This window comes from Actinomadura rayongensis (assembly GCF_009831215.1).
GTDB lineage: Bacteria > Actinomycetota > Actinomycetes > Streptosporangiales > Streptosporangiaceae > Spirillospora > Spirillospora rayongensis.
On record NZ_WUTW01000001.1, the window covers coordinates 1,567,345 to 1,590,886 of the forward strand.

A 23,542-nucleotide genomic window follows, 5' to 3' on the forward strand; every position below is an offset into this window, starting at 1 on the left:
CCCCGGTATCGTCAAACTGACGAGAAGTGGCGGCGGCGGATCGCCGGGGCGAGCGCGAGCTGGCCGAGCGCGGCGGCCAGGCCGAGGCCGCCGCAGGTCAGCCACAGCACGGGCGCGCCGAGGCCGAGGAGCTGGGTGCCGCCGAGCGGCGCGATCAGGTAGCCGCCCGCCCACGCGACGCCGTACGCGGCGTTGTACCGGCCGCGCAGGTGCGGCGGGGCCAGGTCGGCGATGACCGCCTGAAGGACGGCCGAGGAGATGATCTCCCCGCACGTCCACAGCAGCACGGTGACGATGTAACCGGGCAGCGAGCCGACGAGCGCGGTCAGCCCGATCCCGACCCCGGCGAGCGCGTTGCCCGCGACCAGCACCCGGGAGTGGTCGCGGCGCGCCAGCCAGGTGTTCACCAGCGGCTGCACGACGACGATCAGGATGCCGTTCGCCGCGACGGCCGCCCCGTACGCGCCGGGGCCGAGACCGTCGGCCCGCATCGCCAGCGGCATCGTCGTCATGCTCTGGAGGATGACGAACACGTAGACCGCGGACAGCCCGACGTAGGCCACGAGGACGCGGTCGCGCAGCACGTCGCCGAAGCCGCCGCCGGCGTCGTCGCGGGTCCGCTCCGGACGGGTCTCCGGGACGGCCCGCCACACCAGCAGCCCGTACGCCGCGCAGGTCAGCGCGTCGATCCAGAACAGCAGCAGGTAGCCGTGCGCGGCCAGCACGCCGCCGAGCACCATCGCGGTCGCGAAGCCGAGGTTGACGGCCCAGAACAGCAGCCCGAACGCGCGCGGCCGGTCGCCCGGCCCGATGACGTCGGCGACGACGGCCGCCGACGCGGGCCGGTGCATGTCGAGGAAGAACCCGCAGGCCAGCGCCGCGACGATGATCGCCGGGACACTGCCGGCGTAGCCGACGGCCAGCATCGCGGCGCCCGCGCCGACCGTCCCGCCGGTCAGCGTGACGCGGCGGCCGATGCGGTCGGCGAGGTACCCGCCCGCGAGCTGCCCGGCGAGCGACCCGACGCCGAGCACCGCGACGACCGCGCCCGCCGCGCCGACCGACAGGCCGCGCGTGGTGACGAGGTAGAGCCCGAGGAACGGTTCGACCATCGTGCCGAGCCGGTTGATCAGCGTCCCGGCCCAGAGCACCCAGAAGACGCGCGGGAGCCCGCCGATCCGGGGCGCGAGGAACGCGGCGAACCGGCCGGGCGAGGCGGCGGGGGAGTCGAGGGAGGCCACGTCCGCGATCCTGCGCGACGGCCGGGCGCCCGCCCAACTGATTTAGCCTGGACTGAAAGGAGGAGGTCGGGTTGATCGAGTTCGGCTTCGCGCCGGGGGACGTGGCGCGCGTCCGGTTCGCGTTCTCCCCGCTCTGGGAGGCCGTGCGGAGCCTGCGCGTGCTCGCCGACCCGTCCGGGCACGCCCTGCACCTGCCGTGGGTCCGGACGGTCGCGCCGAAGCTGCGCGGCCTGGACCTCGCGCCGCTGCGCGCCCTGATCCCGCCGACCGGGTACATTCCCGACTTCCTCACCCCGCCGCCGGGGAGCCCGCTGCCCGACTTCGCCGCCGAACTGGCCACGGTCGCCGCCACGCCGCCCGCCACGGTCGCGGAGGAGATCGGCGAGCTGGAGCCCGTCCGGGGCGCGCGGGCCGCCCGCGCCGCGCTCGCCGCCGACCCCGCCGCGACGCTCGACCGTGTGACCGGGCTGCTGGAGCGGTACTGGGAGATCGCGCTCGCGCCGTCCTGGGAGCGCGTCCGGGACCTGCTGGAGGGCGACGTCCTGCGCCGCACCCAGGCGCTCGGCGTGCGCGGCGCCGAGGGCGTGTTCGCCGACCTGCACCCGGGCGTGGCGTGGCGCGACGGCGTCCTCACCGTCGACCGCGAGTGGGACTACCGCGTTCCGCTGCTCGGCCGGGGCCTGCTGCTCGTGCCGAGCGCGTTCGTCTGGCCGCAGGTGTCGGTGATGATCCCGCCCTACCAGCCGATGCTCAGCTACCCGCCGGTCGGCGTCGGGACGCTCTGGGAGACCGCGCCCGCCGCGCCCCCGGACGCGCTCGCCGCGCTGATCGGCCGGGGCCGCGCGGCCGTCCTCGCGGCGGTCGCGACGCCCGCCGCGACGACCGACATCGCGCGCCGCCTCGGCGTGACGCCCGGTGCGGTCAGCCAGCACCTCGGCGTCCTGCGGGCCTGCGGGCTCGTCACCGGGCACCGGCTCGGCCGCCGCGTCCTCTACGCGCGGACGGCGGCGGGCGACGCGCTCGCGGCGGCCGGGGGCTGAGCCGTCAGAGCGCGGCGGACGACAGGTCCGCCCAGAGGAAGTCCAGGTACCGGCCGGACTCGCCGAGCCAGTCCAGATGCGCGCGGGGCGCCTCGCGCAGGACGCGGGCGACGCGCTCCACGGCGGCGCGGTCCTCCGGCGCGCACCCCACGACGTCCAGCGTGCCCGGCATCCCGCGCGCGGCCCGCGCGACCTGCTCGGTCCGCGCCTCGATGCGGTCGGCGACCGCCGCGCCCGCCTCCTCCGGGCCGAGCCCGTACGCGGCGGCCAGGACGGTCAGGAGGTTGTGGACGTCGCCGTCCCGGCTCTCGCGCGGATAGGACGCGACGTCGTTGCACCAGGCCAGGACGTCGGCCGTGCCCTCGATCAGCGTCGTCCAGCACGGCGTGCCGAGCACCGGGCGCGGCAGCTCCACGCCGAGCACCGGCTCGATCAGGTCGAACAGGAACGGCGCCGCGGCGCGCCGCCGCAGCTTCGGGTACGCGCGCGGCGTGGGCACGTCGCCCATCCGGCGGTCGACGGCCTCCTGCGCGCAGCCCGTCCGGTGGTCCTCCAGATGGGACACGAAGCGGCGTCGCCACGTCCGGCTCATCAGCGGGCCGGTCGCGCGCCACAGCTCGGCGAGCGACTCCTCCAGCGGACGCGCGCCGGGCCGGGCCGCGCCGCGCCGCAGCGCGCCGAGCAGGTCGGCGTAGAGCGAGTGGACCGCGTTGGCGCTGCGGCCGACGGGGTCGGTGTCGGTGATGTCGTCCAGGGCGAAGGCCCAGACCGTCCAGCGCGCGAACAGCTCGACGCGGTCGGCGGGCGCGGCCGGGAACAGCCGGACGGCCAGCCGTTCGCAGCGCGACAGCGACCGGACGCCCGCGCCGAGCCCGCGGGCGCGCGTCCAGTCCTCCAGGCGCTCGGCCAGGGCGTGCGCGTCGGCGCGCGGGACGACCGGACCGGCCGGTGCGGTCACGCGGTCGCCGAGCGAGTGCAGCAAGGAGGAGACGTCCACAATGTTGATCATGGTAAGGAGCGGTCGTGGACCGGCGCCGCGATCGCCACGTCAAGTTCCGGGAAAGGGAACCGGGGACGGGCGGCCCCGCGGCCCCCGCCCTTCGCCTTCCGCCACGGACCGTGGCAGAGTGCGTTGATCTTCGTGAACCGAAGGAGGCTCCCGATGCCCGGACGCAGACCCGTCCGCACCGCGCTCTGCGCGGCCCTCGCCGCGCTCACCCTGGCCGCCGCCACGGCCTGCGGCGACGACTCCGCCACCGTCCAGGGCGCGCACCTCGTCAGGAAGGGCGCGCTCACCACCTGCACGCACCTGCCCTACCCGCCGTTCCAGTCCGAGCAGGGCGGGAAGATCGTCGGCTTCGACGTCGACCTCATCGACCTGGTGGCCAAGAAGCTCGGCGTCAAGCAGAAGATCGTCGACACGCCGTTCGAGACGATCAAGACCGGCTCGGCGCTCAACGCCGGCAAGTGCGACCTCGCGGCGGCGGGCATGACGATCCGGCCCGACCGCGCCCGGTTCATCACCTTCAGCGCGCCGTACTTCACCGCGACGCAGGCGCTGATGGGCAAGAAGGGGCAGCGGTACGGCACGCTCGCCGAGGTCAAGGACGCGGGCGTGAAGGTCGGGTCCCAGGCGTCCACGACGGGCGAGGAGTACGCGCGCTCGCAGAAGGTCGACACGGTCTCGTTCAAGGACTCGGCGTCGCTGCTCAACGGCCTGCGCACCGGCCGCGTCGACGTGATCATCGAGGACTACCCGGTGATCCAGGGCTGGCTGAAGGACCCGGCCAACGCCGCCTACGCGCTGGACGGCAACTTCGACACGGGCGAGAAGTACGGGTTCGCCGTCCGCAAGGACCAGAACCCCGGCCTCGTCACGATCATCAACCAGGTGATCGCCACGGCCCGCGCCGACGGCTCCTACAAGCGGATCTACGAGAAGTGGATCGGCCCGATGCCCGCGGGGAGCTGACCGTGGCCACCGGACCCACCACGGCCCTGCGGGCGGGGGCGGCGCGGCGCCGGCGGCGGCGTCTCGTGCGCGGCGCGGAGTACGCCGTGTTCGCCGCCGTGATCGCGGCGCTCGCCGTCCTCGCCGACTGGGGCTCGCTGCGGACGAACTTCTTCAACACCGACGTCATCGGCGGCCTGTTCCCCGACATCATCACCGTCGGGCTGCGCAACACCGTCCTCTACACGGCGATCGGGTTCGTCCTCGGCCTGGCCGCCGGGCTGCTCATCGCGCTGATGCGGCTGTCGAGCGTGCTGCCGTACCGCTGGTTCGCCGTCGCGTACGTCGAGGTGTTCCGGGGGCTGCCCGCGCTGCTGATCTTCATCTTCGTCGGCGTCGGCGTCCCGCTGGCCTTCCCCGGGACGAACCTGCCCGGCGGCGTCTACGGGCAGGCCGGGCTCGCGCTCGCGCTCGTCTCGGCCGCGTACATGGCCGAGACGATCCGGGCGGGCATCGAGGCCGTCCCGCGCGGCCAGATGGAGGCGGCCCGCTCGCTCGGCATGTCGCACGGCCGCGCGATGCGGACGATCATCATCCCGCAGGCGCTCCGGACGGTCATCCCGCCGCTCACCAACGAGCTGGTCCTGCTGTTCAAGGACTCGTCGCTGGCCCTGTTCATCGGCGTCTCCCTCGGCCAGCGGGAACTCGCCAAGTTCGGGCAGGACCTCGCGAGCGAGAAGGGCAACACGACCCCGATCGTCGTCGCCGGGCTCTGCTACCTGCTCATCACGATCCCGCTGGGCCACCTCGCCCGGCGGCTGGAGACACGGCGGCGCGGGGAGGCGCGATGAACGCGATCGAGATCACCGGGCTGCGCAAGGCGTTCGGGGACGAGGAGGTCCTGCGCGGGATCGACCTGACCGTCGCGGCGGGCGAGGTCGTGTGCGTCATCGGCCCGTCAGGGTCGGGCAAGTCGACGCTGCTGCGCTGCGTGAACGTGCTGGAGGAGCCGACGGCCGGGACGATCCTCGTCAACGGCGCCGAGATCACCGACCCCGACGCCGACCTCGACGCCCTGCGGCGCGGCATCGGCATGGTCTTCCAGCAGTTCAACCTCTTCCCGCACCTCACCGCCCTGGAGAACGTGATGGTCGCGCCGATGAAGGTTCTGCGACGATCACGTGACGACGCGGAGCGCATCGCGCGCGACCATCTCGCCCGCGTCGGGCTCGCCGACCGCGCCGACGCGTTCCCCCGGCGCCTGTCGGGCGGCCAGCAGCAGCGCGTCGCGATCGCGCGGGCGCTCGCGATGGGGCCGGACGTCATGCTGTTCGACGAGCCCACGTCCGCGCTGGACCCCGAACTCGTCGGCGACGTCCTCGGCGTCATGCGCAAGCTCGCCGAGGCGGGGATGACCATGCTCGTCGTCACCCACGAGATGAGCTTCGCCCGCGAGGTCGCCGACCGCGTCGTGTTCCTGGACGGCGGCGTCATCGTGGAGTCCGGACCCGCCGCTCAGGTCATCGCCGAACCCCGGATGCCGCGCACCCGCGAGTTCCTCGCCCGCGTCCTGGACCCCGCGTCGGCGGTGGATCCGGGACGCGCGTCCGACTCGTCCGCTGACAGCGGAACCGGCCCCGGTAAGGACTGACGCACCCGACCGCCGGTGTGGCGCGGGCCGTTCGTATGGCAAAGTTTGTCCTAGTCGCGCCCGGGTTGCGCACCGCGTCCCGTGGGGCGGTCCCGGGCCGCCGGAACGGACGTAACGTCGCGGTAACAGCGGCGGGGCATACTGCAAGCGAGGCGTACCTGTCGGCACCAGCGCCACGTCATCGGGGGTCCCGGCCCCGCGTTAGGCCCGGAGGCCGCGCGGGAAGGGGCCGGGGGACCGGTGAGCGCCGGCCGGCACCGCACCACCGAGGGAGAAGGCATTGGACCGTCAGCAGGAGTTCGTGCTCCGCACGCTGGAGGAGCGCGACATCCGCTTCATCCGGCTGTGGTTCACCGACGTGCTCGGCTTTCTGAAGTCCGTCGCCGTCGCGCCCGCGGAACTCGAAGGCGCCTTCGGCGAGGGCATCGGCTTCGACGGGTCGGCGATCGAGGGCTTCGCGCGCGTCTACGAGGCCGACATGATCGCCAAGCCGGACCCGTCGACGTTCCAGGTCCTGCCCTGGCGCAGCGAGAGCCCCGGCGTCGCCCGCATGTTCTGCGACATCCTCATGCCGGACGGCACGCCGAGCTTCGCCGACCCCCGGTTCGTGCTGAAGCGGACGCTGGCCCGCGCCGCCGACCTCGGTTTCACCTTTTACACCCACCCCGAGGTCGAGTTCTTCCTGCTGTCGGACCGGCCCGAGGACGGCCGCGAGCCCACCCCGGTGGACTCGGGCGGCTACTTCGACCACACCCCGCACAGCTCCGCCCACGACTTCCGGCGCAACGCGATCACGATGCTGGAGGCCATGGGCATCTCGGTGGAGTTCAGCCACCACGAGGGCGCGCCCGGCCAGCAGGAGATCGACCTGCGCTACGCCGACGCCCTCACCACCGCCGACAACATCATGACGTTCCGGCTCGTCATGAAGGAGGTCGCGCTCGAACAGGGCGTGTACGCGTCCTTCATGCCGAAGCCGTTCACCGACCACCCCGGGTCGGGGATGCACACCCACATGTCGCTGTTCGAGGGCGACCGCAACGCGTTCTACGAGCCCGGCGCCGAGTTCCAGCTCTCCAAGGTCGGCCGCGCGTTCATCGCGGGCCTGCTGCGGCACTCCGCCGAGATCACGGCCGTCTGCAACCAGTGGGTGAACTCCTACAAGCGGCTGTGGGGCGGCGTCGGGTCCACGGCGGGCGCGGGCGGCGAGGCGCCGTCCTACATCTGCTGGGGGCACAACAACCGGTCCGCGCTCGTGCGCGTCCCGATGTACAAGCCGCACAAGGGCCACGCGACGCGCGTGGAGTTCCGCTCGCTCGACACCGCCGCCAACCCCTACCTCGCGTTCGCGGCCATGCTCGGCGCCGGGCTCAAGGGCATCGAGGAGGGCTACGAGCTGCCGCCGGGCGCGGAGGACGACGTCTGGGCGCTCACCCCGGCCGAGCGCCGCGCGCTCGGCATCGAGCCGCTCCCGCAGGACCTGGACGACGCCATCCACGCGATGGAGCACAGCGAGCTGATGGCCGACGTCCTCGGCGAGCACGTCTTCGACTTCTTTCTCCGCAACAAGCGGCAGGAATGGGAGGAGTACCGGCGCGAGGTGACCCAGTTCGAGCGCAAGCGGTTGATCAGCATCCTTTGACGGCGCGGCCGGATCGGGCCGATTTGAGATCGGCTCGTAAGGCCGTCCGGCCGTCCGTACGGGGCTTCGCGGGTTTACGGTTGACGCCGTGAGCGAGTCGTGGACATCTGAACGCCGCCCCTCTTTGACCGGTCGCCTGGCGCGGCTCGGCTTCACCGACGCCGCCCGGGCGGAGCGGCTGCTGGCCGAGGCCGACCGCGGCCCCGGCACGCTGCCGGGGGACGAGCTGATCGGCGCGCTCGGCGGCACCGCCGACCCCGACCTCGCGCTCGGCGGCCTGCTGCGGCTGTTCGCCGCGGCCGACGAGCGGGGCATCGGCGCCGCGCTGCGCACCGCGCTCGGGGCCGAGCCCGACGTGCGGGACCGGCTGCTGGCCGTCCTCGGCGTGAGCGACGCGCTCGCCGACCACCTCGCCCGTCACCCCGGGCACTGGACGGTCCTGCGCGCGACGCCCGCCGACTTCCCCGCGACGGCGGGCCAGGGCGCGCTGCCCGGGGACGAAGACGTGGAGCCGTCGCGGGAGCTGCGCGCCGCCGAACTGCGGGCCGCGCTGCTGCGGGCCGTCGGCGCGGACCCCGCCGCCCCCGACCCCGTCGCGGCCGGCTCGGGCGGCGACACGCTCGTCGCGCTGCGCGCCGAGTACCGCCGCCAGCTCCTCGCCCTCGCCGGACTCGACCTCACCGGCGCCGCCGACGTGTCCGGCGTCGCCGCCGACCTCGCCGACCTCGCCGCCGCCGCGCTGGCGGCCGGGCTCGCCGTCGCGCGCGCCGAGGTGCCCGAGCACGCGTCCTGCCGGCTCGCCGTCATCGGCATGGGCAAGGCGGGCGGCCGGGAGCTGAACTACGTCAGCGACGTCGACGTGATCTTCGTCGCCGAGGCCGCCGACGGCGTCGAGGAGGACGCCGCGCTGCGCGTCGCCACCCGGCTCGCGTCGGCGATGATGCGGGCGTGCTCGGCCAGCACCGTCGAGGGCTCGCTGTGGGAGGTGGACGCGGCGCTGCGGCCCGAGGGGAAGGCCGGGCCGCTCGTCCGGTCCCTGAACAGCCACCGCGCGTACTACGAGCGCTGGGCCAAGACGTGGGAGTTCCAGGCGCTCCTGAAGGCCCGTCCGCTCGCGGGCGACCCCGGGCTCGGCGAGCGCTACCTCGCCACGATCACGCCGCTGGTGTGGAAGGCCGCCGAGGGCGAGAAGTTCGTCGAGGACGTCCAGGACATGCGCCGCCGGGTCGAGGCCGACCTGCATCGGCGCTCGGCCGAGGCCGAACGGCAGCTCAAGCTCGGCCCGGGCGGGCTGCGCGACATCGAGTTCGCGGTGCAGCTTCTTCAGCTCGTCCACGGCCGCGCCGACGAGTCGCTGCGCAGCCCCACCACGCTCGACGCGCTCGACGCCCTGTCGGCCGGGGGCTACGTCGGGCGCGACGATGCCGCGGCGCTCGCGTCCGCGTACCGGTTCCTGCGCCGCGTCGAGCACCTCGTCCAGCTCCACCACCTGCGGCGCACCCATCTCGTCCCGGACGACGAGGCGGACCTGCGGCGCCTCGGCCGCGCGCTCGGGCTGCGCGCCGAACCGGTCGGGGAGTTCACCGCGCTGTGGCGGCGGCACGCCCGCGAGGTCCGCCGCATCCACGAGAAGCTGTTCTACCGGCCGCTGCTGCGCGCCGTCGCCAAGCTGCCCGGCGAGGAGGCCCGGCTGACGCCCGACGCGGCGCGGACGCGGCTCGTCGCGCTCGGCTACCACGACCCGGCGGGCGCGCTGCGGCACATCGAGGCGCTGACGTCCGGGGTGTCGCGGCGCGCGTCGATCCAGCGGACGCTGCTGCCGGTCATGCTCGGCTGGTTCGCCGACGCGCCCGACCCCGACGCCGGGCTGCTGGCGTTCCGCAAGGTCAGCGACGCCCTGGGCGCCACGCCCTGGTACCTGCGGCTGCTGCGCGACGAGGTCACGGTCGCCGAGCGGATGGCGCGCGTCCTCGGCACCAGCCGGTACGCGACCGACCTGCTGCTGCGCGCGCCCGAGGCCGTCACGATCCTCGGCAGCAAGGCGGAGCTGACGCCCCGGCCGCTCGCGGCGCTGCGCAGCGAGGTCCTGGCGGGCGTCCGCCGGCACACCGGGTCGGACGGGCAGCCCGTCGCCAAACAGGGCGGGGCGCTGCCCGCCGAGGACGCCGTCGCGGCGGCGCGGGCCGTCCGGCGGCGCGAGCTGTTCCGGGTCTCGGTCGCCGACGTGCTCGGCCTCACCGAGATCGAGACGGTCGGGGAGTCCCTGACCGACATCACGACCGTCACGCTGGAGGCCGCGCTCCAGGCCGCCACCAGCAAGATCGAGATGGAGCGCCGGACGCCGCTGCCGACCCGGCTCGCCATCGTCGCGATGGGCCGGTTCGGCGGCCACGAGATGGGCTATGGCAGCGACGCCGACATCATGTTCGTCCACGACCCGCTGCCCGGCGCCGACGACGCGGACGCGGGCCGCGCCGCCCACGCCGTCGCCGAGGAGACGCGCCGCCTGCTGGCGCTGCCCGCCGCCGACCCGCCGCTGGAACTGGATCCGAACCTGCGCCCGGAGGGACGGCAGGGGCCGCTGGTCCGCTCACTGGCGTCCTACGCCGCCTACTACGCGCGCTGGTCGGCGCCCTGGGAGAGCCAGGCGCTGCTGCGCGCCGACCCGCTCATCGGGGACGCGGAGCTGAACGAGAAGTTCCGCGCCCTCATCGACCCGATCCGCTGGCCCGAGGACGGCATCGACGACGACGCCCTGCGCCAGATCCGGCGGCTGAAGGCGCGCATGGAGTCCGAGCGGCTGCCGCGCGGCGTCGAGCGCCGCCTGCACATGAAGCTCGGCCCCGGCGGCCTGTCGGACGTCGAGTGGGTCGCGCAGCTCCTCCAGCTCCAGCACGCCTGGGAGGTGCCCGCGCTGCGCACCACCCGGACGCTCGCCGCGCTGGACGCCGCCGTCGCCGCGCACCTGCTCGACGCGTCCGACGCCGAGGCCCTGGCGGACGCGTGGCGGCTGGCGTCCCGGCTGCGCGGCGCGATGATGCTCGTGCGCGGACGTGCGTCCGACCTGCTGCCGACCGACCACCACAACGAGCGGACGTCCATCACCCAGATGCTCGGCTACGCGGCCACCGGCGAACTGCTGGAGGACTACCGGCGCCGCGCCCGCCACGCCCGCGCGGTCGTGGACCGCGTCTTCTACGGCGTCGAATAGGCGACGGGCGCCCCGGGGAGAGCCCCGGGGCGCCCGGTGTCTCAGGCCGCCGACGACTCGCGCGGCGTGCCCGGAGCCGAGGCGTGCTGCTGGCGGAGCCGCGCCAGCGCCCTGCCCGGCAGCCCCGACCAGCGCGCCGGGCACCGGTGGTAGGCGAGCCACGCCAGGCCGAGCGACGCGCCGATGAGGCCCATCCCGACGACCGCGTCCAGCACGTAGTGGTTGGCGGTCGAGAGGATCACGAACAGCGTCGTCGCCGGATACAGCAGCGCCGCGACCCGCACCCACCGGCGCGAGGCCAGCCGCGCGACGACGAACCCGCACCACAGCGCCCAGCCCGCGTGCATCGACGGCATCGCCGCGTACTGGTTGGTGAGCGTGCCGGACGCGTCGCTGGCGTACAGCCCGAGCGAGTGCAGGGCCGTCACCGGGTCCACGAAGCCTTCGGCGTGCAGGAAGCGCGGCGGCGCGAGCGGGTACAGCCAGAAGCCGAGCAGCGCGACGGCCGTCGCGGTGATCAGCGACGTCCGCAGCCACCGGTACTCGGCCGGACGGCAGCGCCACACCCACACCACCACCGCGATCGTGATCACGAAATGCGCGGTGGCGTAGAAGACGTTGGCGGTGCGCGCCAGCCAGGGGACGTGCAGCAGCGTCTGGTTGAGGCCCAGTTCGACGTCGATCCCGAGGAACCGCTCGAACCGCAGGATCTGCTCGGCGTGCCGGAAGGCGGGGGCGGTGCCGTCCGACACGAGCACGAGCCGGGTCAGCGTGTAGCCCGTGTAGAAGACGACGATGAGGAGCAGCTCGCGCCAGACGGCGGGAGCGGTGGCCGGGCCGGGCCGGGCGTCGCGGTCGCGACCGCCGGGCCGAGGCTGGCCTCTGGGGGGTGCTGGGGCGGTTTGGGCCATGCTACCTATCTTTGCCGTGAGGTCACCGGCTTGAGATCACCGCGACGGACGGTCTTCATCTCAGCCTTGAGTAGTAGGTCCCTGAGGCGGCGTCCGGACCTTCGGTGGAGGCGGTCTAGAACCGTCGGTGGGGCGGGCCGTCCCCGGCCCGGCGAACGCGGTGCTCACGCGGCTCCCTCCGCCGCCGCGGGGGGATGCGGCGGCGTCCGGCCCCTACCCGGTCCGTCGTCGATCATGACGGTCGCGGGTCAGGAGACGGCCGGGAGGACCTGTTCGACCGTCGTCGGTTCGCGCAGCGCCGTGCCGACCGTGCAGTACCGGTCGTGGACGCGGTGCGCGACGGCCGCCAGCACCTCGGCGGCCTTCTCGTCGCCCTCCGGCAGCTCCACGTCGTAGGCGAGGGTGATCGTCCCGAGCCGGTTGGACGCCACCTTCTCCGCCGACACGGTCGCCGCGAGCCGCACCATCCGGTGGCCGCGCTGCGCCGTCAGCGGCTCCACGGTGACCAGCTCGCAGCCGCCGAGCGCGGCGAGCAGCAGTTCGACCGGGCTGAACACCCCGGCCTCGTCGGGCGCGCCGATCGCGACCCGCGCGCCCCGGTCGTTGACGGCCTCGAAACCGTCCTCGGTGCGCCGCACTTCCACGCCGGCCATGAGATCTCCCTTGATCGTCCTGCCCCGGCACAACGCGTCCCCGCCGCGTGATCTTCCCGCCGGACGGCCGGTGTTCCCTTCGTCACCCCCGGCCGTTCACGCCCCGAAGACGCGGAAGGGCCGCCGGCCGTCCGCGATGGACGGCCCGACGGCCCCGGGCTCGGCCGGACGCGCCGGACCTTCGGGCCCGGGCCGTCCGCCGGCGGATCACACGTCGAAGTAGATCTCGAACTCGTGCGGGTGGGGGCGGAGCCGGATCGGGTCGATCTCGAACTCGCGCTTCATGCCGATCCAGGTCTCCACGAGGTCGGGCGTGAACACGCCGCCCTCCAGGAGGTAGTCGTGGTCGTCCTCCAGCGCCGCGAGCACGGCCTCCAGCGACCCCGGCACCTGCGGGATCGCGCGGGCCTCCTCCGGCGGCAGCTCGTAGAGGTCCTTGTCCACGGGCTCGGCGGGCTCGATCTTGTTCTTGATGCCGTCCAGCCCGGCCATCAGCATCGCCGAGAACGCCAGGTACGGGTTGCAGGACGGGTCCGGCACGCGGAACTCGACGCGCTTGGCCTTCGGGTTGGACCCGGTGATCGGGATCCGGATGCACGCCGAGCGGTTGCGCTGGGAGTACACGAGGTTCACCGGCGCCTCGTAGCCCGGGACGAGCCGGTGGTAGGAGTTCACCGTCGGGTTCGTGAACGCCAGCAGCGACGGCGCGTGGCGCAGCAGGCCGCCGATGTAGTACCGCGCGTTGTCCGACAGGCCCGCGTAGCCGACCTCGTTGTAGAACAGCGGCGAGCCGTCCTTCCACAGCGACTGGTGCACGTGCATGCCCGAGCCGTTGTCGCCGAAGATCGGCTTCGGCATGAACGTGACCGCCTTGCCCGCCGCCCGCGCCACGCTCTTCACGACGTACTTGTAGAGCATGAGGTTGTCGGCGGTCTTGAGCAGCGTGTCGAACCGGAAGTCGATCTCCGACTGGCCCGCCGTCCCGACCTCGTGGTGCTGCATCTCCACGTGGATGCCCACGTTGAGGAGCTGGGTGACCATCTCCGAGCGCAGGTCGGTGTAGTGGTCCATCGGCGGGACGGGGAAGTACCCGCCCTTGTACGGCGGCTTGGCCCCGAGGTTGCCGCCCTCCTCCTCGCGCCCGGTGTTCCACGCGCCCTCGATCGAGTCGAGGAAGTAGTAGCCCGCGTTCTGCTTCGTCTCGAACCGGACGTCGTCGAAGATGTAGAACTCCGCCTCCGGCCCGCAGTAGACGGTGTCGGCGATGTTCGTGCCGCGCAGGTAGTCCTGGGCCTTGCGGGCGACGTTGCGGGGGTCGCGGCTGTAGGGCTCGCCGGTCAGGGGGTCGTGCACGAAGAAGTTGAGGTTCAGCGTCTTGTGCTGGCGGAAGGGGTCCACCACGGCGGTCGCGGGGTCAGGCAGCAGGAGCATGTCCGACTCGTGGATCTCCTGGAACCCGCGGACGGACGAACCGTCGAACATCAGCCCGTCGGTGAACACGTTCTCGCCGAAGCTCTCCACGGGGAACGTGAAGTGCTGCATCTTGCCCGGCAGGTCGACGAACCGGCAGTCGACGAACCGAACATCCTCGTCGCGGATGAAGCTCAGGACCTCATCGGCACTGCTGAACATTCAGCCTCCTTGGGGCGCTCTTGGGCTGGGTCCCAGGCTAGGCGCGCCGCCGTTTCCCGGCCGTGTCTGATGTGTATCCCCTGTGTTACATATCACGTCGTGACTTCGATCACGACCACTCCGCCCAAGAAACGACGGCGGGAAGGGACGGCGGGCTCCGGTCCGCGCCGGGCGCGAATCACCCATACCCCGGAGCAGATAGCGTATTCCCATGAGCAGTGACGGGCGGCGCGGCGCCACGCCGCGATGGACGCAGACCTGGCTGACCGGCACCCGGTCGGCGGGCGTGGACCTCGGCGAGCCCGGGGAACGCCTCGGGCTGCCCGCGAGCGGGAGCGGTTCGGCCGCCGGATACGGCCGCCGGCTCGGCGCGCTGTTCGTCGACTGGGCGCTGTCGCTGCTCGTCGCGACCCTGCTGACGCGCGCGTTCGACCTGGACCCGTCGCAGCGCAGCCTCGTGACGCTCGCGGTGTTCGCCGTCCAGGCGTGGCTGCTGACCGGCCTGCTCGGCGTCACGATCGGCAAGCGGCTGTTCGGCGTCCGGGTGGCGCGGCTGGACGGGCGTCCGCTCGGCCTCGGCTGGGGCCTCGCCCGCGCGGTGCTGCTCATCGCGGTCGTCCCGGCGCTCATCTGGGACCGCGACCAGCGCGGCCTGCACGACCGCGCCGCCAACACCGTCGTCGTCCGCCTCTGACGCGACACCGACCGCGCCGCGCGGCGTTGCCGCGCGGGACGGGTCAGCGCGTCTTCGGCTTCGGGCCGCGCGGCATCCGGGCGCCCTTGGGGATCGGGCCCTTCGGCATCTGCATCGAGCGGGGGAGCGCCTGGAGACGGCCGTTCAGCTCCGCCACCTGCGGCTTGGTGAGGTTGCGGGGCAGCTTCATCAGGTGGCGCTGGAGCTTGTCCACCGGGATCTGGCCCTCGTCGTCGCCGACCTGGATGTCATAGATCGGCACCTGCTGGGCGGCGCGGGCGATGCGCTTCTTCTCCGCGCCGAGCAGCGCGCCCACGCGGCTGCGCGGCCCCTCGGAGACGAGCACGACGCCCGGACGGCCCACGGCCCGGTGCACCATGTCGAGGTTGCGGTTGCCCGCGACGGCCTCGGTGACCGTCCAGCCGCCCCGCATGTTGTTGAGGATGGCCGCGGCGGCGCCCGGCTGCCCGGCGATCACCTTGTACTGCGCGCGCTGCGCGAGCTGGCCGAACAGGACCACGCCGACCGCGAACGCCGCGAGCAGCGCCAGCGGGACGAACAGCCAGAGCTGTCCGACCAGCAGCCCGATGAGGACGACGACGGCCAGCGTGCCGAGAGCGGCGGCGACGACGATCGGCAGGGCCTTGGGGTCCGTCTGGCGCAGGATCTTGACGACCATGCGGATCTGCTGCAGGCGTCCCGGATTCTCCTGAACCCCGTCCACGGGCTTTTTCGACATGCGCCCAAGGATAGTCGCGCGCCGCCCCGCGCAGCGCCGCCGCCCGTCCCCCGGTCAGGCCTCGCGCGCCGCGATCGCCTGCTGGTAGAGCCGTCCCGCGCGGTAGCTGGACCGCACCAGCGGACCGGACATGACGCCCGCGAACCCGATGCTCTCGGCCTCGGCGGACAGTTCCACGAACTCCTCGGGCTTCACCCAGCGCTCCACCGGGTGGTGGCGCGGCGACGGCCGGAGGTACTGCGTGATCGTGATCAGTTCGCAACCGGCGTCGTGCAGGTCGCGCAGCGCCTCGGACACCTCCTCGCGCGTCTCGCCCATGCCGAGGATGAGGTTGGACTTGGTCACCAGGCCGTCCGCGCGCGCCCGCGTGATGACGTCCAGGGAACGCTCGTACCGGAACCCCGGGCGGATCCGCTTGAAGATGCGCGGCACGGTCTCCACGTTGTGCGCGAGCACCTCGGGACGGGAGCCGAACACCTCGGCGAGCTGCGCCGGGTCGGCGTTGAAGTCGGGGATGAGCAGTTCGACGCCGCAGCCGTCGATCGCCGCGTGGATCTGCCGGACGGTCTCGGCGTACAGCCAGGCCCCGCCGTCCTCGAGGTCGTCGCGGGCGACGCCGGTCACCGTCGCGTACTTCAGGCCCATCGACGCGACCGACTCGGCCACGCGGCGCGGCTCGTCGCGGTCCAGCGCGGCGGGACGGCCGGTGTCGATCTGGCAGAAGTCGCAGCGCCGCGTGCACTGGTCGCCGCCGATGAGGAACGTGGCCTCGCGGTCCTCCCAGCACTCGTAGATGTTGGGACAGCCCGCCTCCTGGCAGACGGTGTGCAGGCCCTCGGACTTCACCAGGCGCGTCAGCTCGCGGTACTGCGGGCCGGTCTTCAGCCGCGTCTTGATCCAGTCCGGCTTGCGCTCGATGGGGGTCTGGCTGTTGCGGGCCTCGATGCGGAGGAGTTTGCGCCCCTCAGGTGTCGCCGTCGTCACCGCTCCAGACTACGTCGCCCGCCGAGGTCACCGGCACGGCGGCCGTCATGTACCGATGGGGACTCGATTGGCCGCTTTTCTCCCCTGAACACCGTGGATCTCTCTAGGGTGACTCCCTGTCGTCACGCCGACCCCCGCTATTCCACGCCGCAGGAGGACCACCGTGGGCCTTGCCATGTCGTTTCTCAGGGTGCCGCCCGTGCTCGACGGCGCGGCCGACCCCGCCGTCGTCGCGCGGCGGCTGTTCGGCGCGGGCGGCGCGCGCCCGGCCGCGACGGCGCTGGACCTCGGCGGAGCGTGGCAGGCCGTCCACTACCTGCTCACCGGCGACCCGTGGGACGGCCCGCAGCCCGAGGGCGACGTGGTGTGCGGCGGCCGGCTGCTGACCGAGGACGGCGCCGACGAACTCGGCCGCGACGTCATCTACCTGGAGCCCGCGCGGGTCGCGCCGATCGCGGCGTACCTGGCGGCGACGCCGTTCCGCGCGATCGCCGGACGGTTCGACCTGACGGCGATGAAGGCGGCGCACGTCCAGGACGCCGACGCGTTCGACGACGGCGTCCTGGACCGCGTGCTGGCGCCCGCCTACGACGCGCTCGGCCGGTTCTTCCGGCAGGCGGCGGACGCGGGCGAGGCCGTCTACAAGGCGATGGAGGAGCGCTCGGCGCGCTGAGCGGCGGCGTCGACCTGCGCGACGGTGCGGTGCAGCGTCCCGGCCGCGCCGAGGACGGCGGCGAGATGGCGCTCCACCACCGGCAGCACCTCGGCGACCGGGACGCGGCGGCCCGTCTCGCGCGTGAGGTTGGTGGAGCCCGCGTCCCGGATCCCGCACGGGACGATCCGGTCGAACCAGCTCATGTCATTGTCGCAGTTGAGCTGGAAGCCGTGCATGGTCACGCCGCGCGACACCCGGATCCCGATGGAGCCGATCTTGCGGTCCGGCGTGCCGGGCACCCAGAGCCCGCTGCGGCCCTCGACGGTGACGGTCTCGAGCCCGAACTCGGCGCACACCGCCATCATCATGCGCTCCAGAAGCCGGACGTAGGCGACGACGTCCGCCGGGTCGGGCAGCTTGACGATCGGGTACCCGGTGAGCTGCCCCGGCCCGTGCCAGGTGATCTTGCCGCCGCGGTCCACGTCCACGACCGGCGCGCCCGCGTCGCCGAACGGCCGGTCCGCCGCCTCGGTGCGCTTGCCGGCCGTGTAGACCGGACGGTGCTCCATCAGCAGGACGGTGTCGGGCAGCAGGTCGTCGGCCCGCAGCGCGTGGGTGCGGCGCTGGAGGGCCCAGCCGTCCTCGTACGGGACGGCGGCGTCCCCGAACCCGGCGTGGACGACGATGAGGTCTTCGGCGAGATCTTCGGCGGCGGAGGCCGGGGGTCGCCCGGCCGTCTCGCGTGCGTCCAGTTGTGTCACGACGTCCAGACTATGCCCCGCCCGTGAGCAGGCGCGGAACGATCGGCGTCTCCTTCGCGCCGCCCGTTCCGTCCGGTTCGATCCGGTACGCCCGGGCCTCGTCGCGGAACGACACCGCCTGGACGAACTCCGTCCCGACGTAGTGCAGCGCGACCGACTCCTCGGCGGCGTACCCGGCGGGCAGCGTCCCGTCCCCGACGAGCCGGTGCAGCAGCGGACGGCGGCGCGGCTCGCTGTCGTAGTGGACGCCGCACGCGTACGGCAGGAACCCCAGCCCGTCGGTGAGGGCGGTCAGCTCCGGGCCGAACGAGTCGGTGTTGCCGCCCTCGTGCCAGCACAGCGCGCCCGCGCTCTGCCCCGACAGCACGACGCCGCGCTCCCACGCCTCGCGCAGGACGTCGTCGAGGCCGTGCAGCCGCCACAGCGCCAGCAGGTTCGCGACGCTGCCGCCGGTGACGTAGACCAGGTCCTGGGAGAGCAGGTGCGCCCGGACGTCGGCGAAGTTCGGCATCGGGAACAGCGCGAGATGGCTCACCTCGGCGTCCAGCCGGGAGAACGCCTCGTAGCAGGTGCCGAGCACCCGGTCGTCGTCGCCCATCGCGGTCGCGAGGAAGCAGACGCGCGGCCGGTCCTGGCCCGTCAGGTCCGCCGCGTACCGCAGCAGCGGGCTCGGCCAGATGCCCTCGCGCTCGTCCCTGCGGAACGAGCCCCCGCCGATGGCGAGGATGTGCGGCTGCCCGTCGGTGCTCATCCGTGGTGCTCCATTTCTGTGGTGCCGTGGGTCAGGCGTCACGCTAGGACCGTCGTGCCCGGACGTGTCCGCCTTTAGGAATTCTTGGAAGAGAACGCCGGACGCGCCCGGGGACCGCCCCGCCGCTACGCTCGGGGCATGGCGAAGATCCCTTCGGCGGCCGTCGCCGCCTCCGGTCTCATCGGCGGTTATGCCGCCGCCCGTTTCACCCGCCGGCGCGAGCTGGGCGGGGTCGTGCTCGCCGCGGCCGGCGCGTGGTGCGCGCGCGAGTGGGCACGCGCCGCCGGGCCGAAGGGGGCGGCGGGGCTGCTGACGGTGTACCTCGCGGGATTCGGCGGGTCGCACCCGCTCGCGAAGAAGGTCGGCGCGTGGCCCGCCGTGCTCGGCGTCGCGGCCGTGACGGCGGGGGCGTCCTACGCGGTCGCCGACCGCCGGGCCTGACCGCACGGACGCGGACGCCCCCGCCGGAGGCCGGCGGGGGCGTCGTACGGGACTCGTCAGAGGCCGAGCTCGGCCTCGAAGTTGCCCTCCTCCAGGCGGTGCTTGACCGTCCCGAGGAAACGGGCGGCGTCGGCGCCGTCGATGAGCCGGTGGTCGTAGGTCAGCGCCAGGTAGACCACGGACCGGACCGCGATGACCTCGCCCAGCGCCGGGTCGTCGATGACGGCCGGGCGCTTCACGACCGCGCCGGTGCCGAGCATCGCCACCTGCGGCTGGTTGAGGATCGGCGTGTCGAACAGCGCGCCCCGGCTGCCGGTGTTGGTCAGCGTGAACGTGCCGCCCGACAGCTCGTCCGGGCTGACCTTGTTGGTCCGGGTCCGCTCGGCGACGTCGGCGATCCGCTGCGCGAGGCCGCCCAGGTTGAGCTGGCCCGCGTTGTGGATCACCGGGACCATCAGGCCGCGCTCGGGGACGTCCACCGCGATGGCGAGGTTCTCGACGTCGTGGTAGGTGACCTCGTCGGTCTCGCTGTTGATGACGGCGTTCAGCTTCGGGTGCGTCTTCAGCGCCTCGATCGCCGCCAGCGCGAAGAACGGCAGGAACGACAGCTTGACGCCCTCGCGCGCCGCGAAGTCGGCCTTGGCGCGGTCGCGCAGCCGCGCGATGCGGGTGATGTCCGCCTCGACGACCGTCGTGAGCTGCGCCGAGACCTGCAGCGACTCGACCATCCGGCGGGCGATCGTCTGCCGGATCCGCGACATCTTCTCGGTCGTGCCGCGCAGCGCGAGCTGCTCGGCGGGCGCCGCCGCCGGGGCGGGCGCGGACGGCGCCGGACGCGCCGCGGGCGCGGCGGCCGGAGCGGGGGCGGCCGGGGCCGGGGCGGGCGCCTGCTGCCGCGCGCGGGCGGCTTCCAGGACGTCCTGCTTGCGGATCCGTCCGCCGACGCCGGTGCCCTCGACCGTGCTCAGGTCCACGCCGTGCTCGCCGGCGAGCTTGCGCACCAGCGGCGTGACGTACGGGCCGTCGCCGGACGGGGCCTCGGGCTTCGGAGCCTGCGCCGCAGGGGCGGGCGCGGGAGCCGGGGCCGGGGCCGGGGCCGGACGCTGCGCGACCGGGGCGGGTTCGGGCGCCGCGGGCTGCTGCACCGGGGCGGGCTGCGCGGGCGGCCACGCCGACGGCGGCGGGGCCTGCTGCGCCGGGGCCGGAGCGGGCTCCGGCTCGGGCTGCGCGGCCGGGACGGGCGCCGCCTCCTCGGCGGCGGACTCGGCGGCGGGCGCGCCGCCGCCGGACGGGGCGTCGCCCTCGTCCCCGATGACCGCCAGTTCGGCGCCGACCTCGACGGTCTCGTCCTCGGCGACGGTGATGCTGGTCAGGATGCCCGCGGCGGGCGAGGGGATCTCGGTGTCGACCTTGTCGGTCGAGACCTCGAGAAGCGGCTCGTCGGTCTCGACGCGCTCACCCTCCTTCTTCAACCAGCGGGTGACGGTGCCCTCGGTGACGCTCTCGCCGAGCTGGGGCATGGTGACGGAGACCGGCATGGCTCTCTGCGACTCCTTCAATTACTGTGCCGGCGTTCAGCCGTGCACGTGCAATGGCTTGCCGGCGAGAGCCAGGTGTGCCTCGCCGACCGCTTCGGACTGGGTCGGATGGGGATGGATCAGCGAGGCGACCTCGCTCGGCAGGGCTTCCCAGTTGTAGATGAGCTGCCCTTCCGCGATGAGTTCGCCGACACGTGCCCCGACCATGTGCACGCCGAGGACGGGACCGTCCACGGCCGCGACGACCTTGACCTCGCCCTGCGTCCCGAGGATCTTGCTCCGGGGGTTGCCGGCGAGGTCATAGGCCACCTCGTTGATCTCGTGTCCGCGCTCCCGCGCCGCCCGGGTGGTGAGTCCCACCGAGGCGACCTCGGGGTCGGAGTAGGTGATGCGCGGCACGCCGTCGTAGTCGATCGGACGCGGGCTGAGCCCGCCGAGCCGTTCGGCCACGAGGATGCCCTCGGCGAAGCCGACGTGCGCGAGCTGCGGCGTCGGGACGAGGTCCCCGACGGCCGAGATGGTGGGGACGTTCGTCCGGCAGAACTCGTCCACGGTGACGAAGCCGCGGTCGGTCGCGACGCCCGCCGTCTCCAGGCCGATTCCGGCGGAGAGGGGCGCGCGGCCGATCGCGACGAGGAGCAGTTCGGCGTCGAGCGCGGTGCCGTCCTCCAGCGCGACGGAGACGCCGCCGGGGGTGGGCTTGACGCCGGAGACCTTCGTCCCGAGGTGGAAGCCGATGCCGCGCTTGCGGAAGGCGCGTTCCAACCGCTTGGACGACGATTCTTCTTCCAGCGGGAGCAGGTGGGGCAGGGCCTCGACGATCGTGACGTCCGCGCCGAACGACTTCCAGACGCTGGCGAACTCGACGCCGATGACGCCGCCGCCGAGCACGATCACCGACGCCGGGATCCGGCCGAGGCGCAGCGCGTGGTCGCTGGAGACGACCCGCTCGCCGTCGATCGTGAGGCCCGGCAGGGAGCGCGGCTCGGACCCGGTGGCGAGGACGATGTGCCCTGCGGTGAGGGTGCGGTCGCCGTCGGCCCCCGTCACCCGGACGGTCGTGGGCCCGGTGAGGGTCCCGGTGCCGGCGACGACGTCGATGCCCCGGCTCTTGATCAGCCCGGTGAGGCCCTTGACGGTGCTGGAGACGACCTTGTCCTTGTAGGCGTGCACGGCCGCGATGTCGACGCCCTCGAACACGGCCTTCACGCCCACGGCGGCGGCCTCGCGCGTCTGGTCGGCGACCTCGGCGGCGTGCAGCAGCGCCTTGGTCGGGATGCAGCCGCGGTTCAGGCACGTCCCGCCGAGCGCGTCGCGCTCCACCAAGGCCACGGAACGCCCGAGTTCGGCCGCGCGCAGCGCGCACGCGTACCCGCCGCTGCCGCCGCCCAGGACCACGATGTCGTAGGCGCCGCCGTCCACCACCGAGCAGACCCCCTCAGTTTCTCCCGGTATCCGCGCTCAACCTATGGGCTCGGAACCCCGTGCGGGACCGGAAACGTCGCACGGGGCACCCGCCGGGGCCCTCAGAGGATTCCGGCGGCCACGTCCTCGGCGATCTGTACCAACGTACGCGTCGCGGCGCCGGTGCCGCCCTTCGGGGTGTACCCGTAGGGCTCGCCCTTGTGGAACGACGGCCCGGCGATGTCCAGGTGCGCCCAGCGGACGCCGTCCGGCACGAACTCCTTGAGGAACACGCCCGCGACCAGCATCCCGCCCCAGCGCTCGCCGCTGATGTTGGCGAGGTCGGCGACGGGGGAGTCCAGGCCCTTGCGCAGCTCGGCCGGGAGCGGCATGCCCCACGCCGCCTCGCCCGCGCGGCCCGCGGCGGCCACGACGCCCTCGCGGACGGCGTCGTCGTTGGCCATGACGCCCGTCGTGCGGGTGCCGAGCGCGACGAGCTGCGCGCCGGTGAGCGTGGCGACGTCCACGATGAGGTCGGGGTCGTCCTCGGCGGCGCGGACGAGCGCGTCGGCCAGCACGAGGCGGCCCTCGGCGTCGGTGTTGAGCACCTCGACCGTGGTGCCGCCGTAGATCGTGAGGACGTCCGAGGGCCGCTGCGCGGTGCCGCTCGGCATGTTCTCGGCCATCGCCATGTAGCCGACGACGTTCACGGCGGGCTTGAGCGCCGCGATGGCCGCGAGCGCGCCGAGCACCGCGCCCGCGCCGCCCATGTCGGACTTCATCCAGTCCATGCCCTCGGCGGGCTTGAGCGACAGGCCGCCGGAGTCGAACGTGATGCCCTTGCCGACGAGCGCGAGCGTCCGCGTCGCGCCGGGGGCGGTGTAGGCGAGCCGGACGAGCCGGGGCGGGTTCGCCGAGCCCTGCCCGACGCCGGTGATGCCGCCGAAGCCGCCCTCGGCGAGTTCCCGCTCGTCCAGGATCTCGGCGGCCAGGCCCGTCTCGGCGGCGATCTCGGCGGCCTTGCGGGCGAAGTCGTCGGGGGACAGGTGGGACGGCGGGGTGTTGACCAGGTCCCGCACGAGCGCCACCGACCGTCCGAGGACCCGGGCGCGCTCGACGGACGCCGCGTGGTCCGCGTCGCCCGCGACGACGATCTCGGCGACGGGGTCCTTGGTCTCGCCCGTCCGGAACGTCGTGAACGCGTAGGCGCCGAGCAGCGCGCCGGTCGCGACGGCCTCGGTCTCGGCCGCGCCGCTCGCGGGCAGCGCGACGAGGACGCGCCGGACGCCCGCCAGCGACCGCACGGCCGCGCCCGCCGCGCGCCGCAGCGCCTCGGCGTCGGGATCGGCGCCGAGGCCCGCCGCCACGACGAGCCGCGCCGGGACGGCGCCGAGCGTCGGCAGCCGGGTCAGCTCCCCGGCCTTGCCGGTGGCGCCGAGGGCGGTGAGGCCCGCGGCGAGCCGGCCGCCGAGCGCCGCGTCGAGGGCGTCCGCCGCCGGATGCCCGGCGGGCCGCGCCGCGTCCGGCGCGTCGCCGGGGGTGACGCCGATCACGATCGCGTCGACGTCGAGGTCGGCCGAAGCTTCGCTGTCAAGGCTGATGCTGGTCACGTGGGTTGATGTTAGTCCCACCCGGCGTCCCGT

21 protein-coding genes are annotated in these 23,542 nt (G+C 73.7%); 9 read left to right on the plus strand and 12 right to left on the minus strand.

Annotation, left to right across the window (positions count from 1 at the left end; translation table 11 throughout):
- Positions 1–11: 11 nt before the first annotated feature.
- Entirely contained in the window at positions 12–1,241 is a 1,230-nt protein-coding gene (locus tag GQ466_RS07390) for an MDR family MFS transporter (RefSeq protein WP_337193356.1), read from the minus strand.
- A 71-nt stretch (positions 1,242–1,312) separates the two neighbouring features.
- Between GQ466_RS07390 and GQ466_RS07395 the strand changes: the two genes are divergently transcribed.
- Positions 1,313–2,281, plus strand: coding sequence for an ArsR/SmtB family transcription factor (locus tag GQ466_RS07395; protein ID WP_161101951.1), 969 nt, complete (start codon positions 1,313–1,315; stop codon positions 2,279–2,281).
- Between the two features lie 4 nt (positions 2,282–2,285).
- Here the strand turns inward: GQ466_RS07395 and GQ466_RS07400 are convergent, their stop codons facing one another.
- Complete coding sequence (locus tag GQ466_RS07400) at positions 2,286–3,290, minus strand: terpene synthase family protein (RefSeq protein ID WP_161101952.1); 1,005 nt, start codon at positions 3,288–3,290, stop codon at positions 2,286–2,288.
- Positions 3,291–3,443: 153 nt separating this feature from the next.
- Between GQ466_RS07400 and GQ466_RS07405 the strand changes: the two genes are divergently transcribed.
- From GQ466_RS07405 to GQ466_RS07425, 5 genes are all read left to right on the plus strand, one after another.
- Complete coding sequence (locus tag GQ466_RS07405; protein WP_161101953.1) at positions 3,444–4,253, plus strand: ABC transporter substrate-binding protein; 810 nt, start codon at positions 3,444–3,446, stop codon at positions 4,251–4,253.
- Positions 4,254–4,255: 2 nt separating this feature from the next.
- Positions 4,256–5,083 carry an ABC transporter permease subunit gene (locus GQ466_RS07410; RefSeq protein WP_161101954.1) on the plus strand — a complete coding sequence of 276 codons (828 nt, stop codon included), beginning with the start codon at positions 4,256–4,258 and terminating at the stop codon, positions 5,081–5,083.
- Complete coding sequence (locus tag GQ466_RS07415; RefSeq protein ID WP_161101955.1) at positions 5,080–5,883, plus strand: amino acid ABC transporter ATP-binding protein; 804 nt, start codon at positions 5,080–5,082, stop codon at positions 5,881–5,883. Before GQ466_RS07410 ends, GQ466_RS07415 begins: the two co-directional genes overlap by 4 nt.
- Positions 5,884–6,163: 280 nt before the next feature.
- On the plus strand, positions 6,164–7,525 hold the full coding sequence (glnA, locus tag GQ466_RS07420; RefSeq protein ID WP_161101956.1) for a type I glutamate--ammonia ligase: 1,362 nt from the start codon (positions 6,164–6,166) through the stop codon (positions 7,523–7,525).
- Between the two features lie 88 nt (positions 7,526–7,613).
- On the plus strand, positions 7,614–10,736 hold the full coding sequence (locus tag GQ466_RS07425; RefSeq protein WP_161101957.1) for a bifunctional [glutamine synthetase] adenylyltransferase/[glutamine synthetase]-adenylyl-L-tyrosine phosphorylase: 3,123 nt from the start codon (positions 7,614–7,616) through the stop codon (positions 10,734–10,736).
- A gap of 41 nt (positions 10,737–10,777) precedes the next feature.
- Here GQ466_RS07425 and GQ466_RS07430 read toward each other — a convergent pair whose 3' ends face one another.
- From GQ466_RS07430 to glnA (GQ466_RS07440), 3 genes are all read right to left on the minus strand, one after another.
- Positions 10,778–11,647 carry a phosphatase PAP2 family protein gene (locus GQ466_RS07430; RefSeq protein ID WP_161101958.1) on the minus strand — a complete coding sequence of 290 codons (870 nt, stop codon included), beginning with the start codon at positions 11,645–11,647 and terminating at the stop codon, positions 10,778–10,780.
- A gap of 248 nt (positions 11,648–11,895) precedes the next feature.
- Positions 11,896–12,300, minus strand: coding sequence for an OsmC family protein (locus GQ466_RS07435; protein WP_161101959.1), 405 nt, complete (start codon positions 12,298–12,300; stop codon positions 11,896–11,898).
- 207 nt (positions 12,301–12,507) lie between these two features.
- Positions 12,508–13,932 (minus strand): type I glutamate--ammonia ligase, encoded by a 1,425-nt coding sequence (glnA, locus tag GQ466_RS07440; RefSeq protein ID WP_161101960.1) that lies wholly within the window; start codon positions 13,930–13,932, stop codon positions 12,508–12,510.
- A 211-nt stretch (positions 13,933–14,143) separates the two neighbouring features.
- Between glnA (GQ466_RS07440) and GQ466_RS07445 the strand changes: the two genes are divergently transcribed.
- The gene (locus tag GQ466_RS07445) at positions 14,144–14,626 is read left to right on the plus strand and encodes an RDD family protein (protein ID WP_161101961.1); all 483 of its coding nucleotides are present in this window, start codon (positions 14,144–14,146) and stop codon (positions 14,624–14,626) included.
- A 43-nt stretch (positions 14,627–14,669) separates the two neighbouring features.
- Here the strand turns inward: GQ466_RS07445 and GQ466_RS07450 are convergent, their stop codons facing one another.
- Together GQ466_RS07450 and lipA are read right to left on the minus strand one after the other, a co-directional pair.
- Positions 14,670–15,365, minus strand: a complete 696-nt coding sequence (locus GQ466_RS07450; RefSeq protein ID WP_161101962.1) for a DUF4191 domain-containing protein — start codon at positions 15,363–15,365, stop codon at positions 14,670–14,672.
- A 54-nt stretch (positions 15,366–15,419) separates the two neighbouring features.
- Positions 15,420–16,349, minus strand: a complete 930-nt coding sequence (gene lipA, locus GQ466_RS07455; RefSeq protein ID WP_161101963.1) for a lipoyl synthase — start codon at positions 16,347–16,349, stop codon at positions 15,420–15,422.
- A gap of 175 nt (positions 16,350–16,524) precedes the next feature.
- Between lipA and GQ466_RS07460 the strand changes: the two genes are divergently transcribed.
- The gene (locus tag GQ466_RS07460) at positions 16,525–17,022 is read left to right on the plus strand and encodes a YfbM family protein (protein ID WP_202419996.1); all 498 of its coding nucleotides are present in this window, start codon (positions 16,525–16,527) and stop codon (positions 17,020–17,022) included.
- Here GQ466_RS07460 and lipB read toward each other — a convergent pair.
- Both lipB and GQ466_RS07470 read right to left on the minus strand, forming a co-directional pair.
- The gene (gene lipB, locus GQ466_RS07465; RefSeq protein ID WP_378186513.1) at positions 16,989–17,690 is read right to left on the minus strand and encodes a lipoyl(octanoyl) transferase LipB; all 702 of its coding nucleotides are present in this window, start codon (positions 17,688–17,690) and stop codon (positions 16,989–16,991) included. The genes GQ466_RS07460 and lipB overlap by 34 nt on opposite strands.
- 85 nt (positions 17,691–17,775) lie before the next feature.
- Positions 17,776–18,516 carry a Type 1 glutamine amidotransferase-like domain-containing protein gene (locus GQ466_RS07470; protein ID WP_161101966.1) on the minus strand — a complete coding sequence of 247 codons (741 nt, stop codon included), beginning with the start codon at positions 18,514–18,516 and terminating at the stop codon, positions 17,776–17,778.
- Between the two features lie 138 nt (positions 18,517–18,654).
- Between GQ466_RS07470 and GQ466_RS07475 the strand changes: the two genes are divergently transcribed.
- On the plus strand, positions 18,655–18,957 hold the full coding sequence (locus GQ466_RS07475) for a hypothetical protein (protein ID WP_161101967.1): 303 nt from the start codon (positions 18,655–18,657) through the stop codon (positions 18,955–18,957).
- A 56-nt stretch (positions 18,958–19,013) separates the two neighbouring features.
- On the opposite strand, the gene sucB is transcribed toward GQ466_RS07475, so the two are convergent.
- From sucB to GQ466_RS07490, 3 genes are all read right to left on the minus strand, one after another.
- Entirely contained in the window at positions 19,014–20,495 is a 1,482-nt protein-coding gene (sucB, locus tag GQ466_RS07480; protein ID WP_161101968.1) for a 2-oxoglutarate dehydrogenase, E2 component, dihydrolipoamide succinyltransferase, read from the minus strand.
- Between the two features lie 36 nt (positions 20,496–20,531).
- Positions 20,532–21,920 (minus strand): dihydrolipoyl dehydrogenase, encoded by a 1,389-nt coding sequence (gene lpdA / locus GQ466_RS07485; RefSeq protein ID WP_161101969.1) that lies wholly within the window; start codon positions 21,918–21,920, stop codon positions 20,532–20,534.
- A 101-nt stretch (positions 21,921–22,021) separates the two neighbouring features.
- On the minus strand, positions 22,022–23,509 hold the full coding sequence (locus GQ466_RS07490) for a leucyl aminopeptidase (RefSeq protein ID WP_161101970.1): 1,488 nt from the start codon (positions 23,507–23,509) through the stop codon (positions 22,022–22,024).
- Positions 23,510–23,542: the final 33 nt, after the last annotated feature.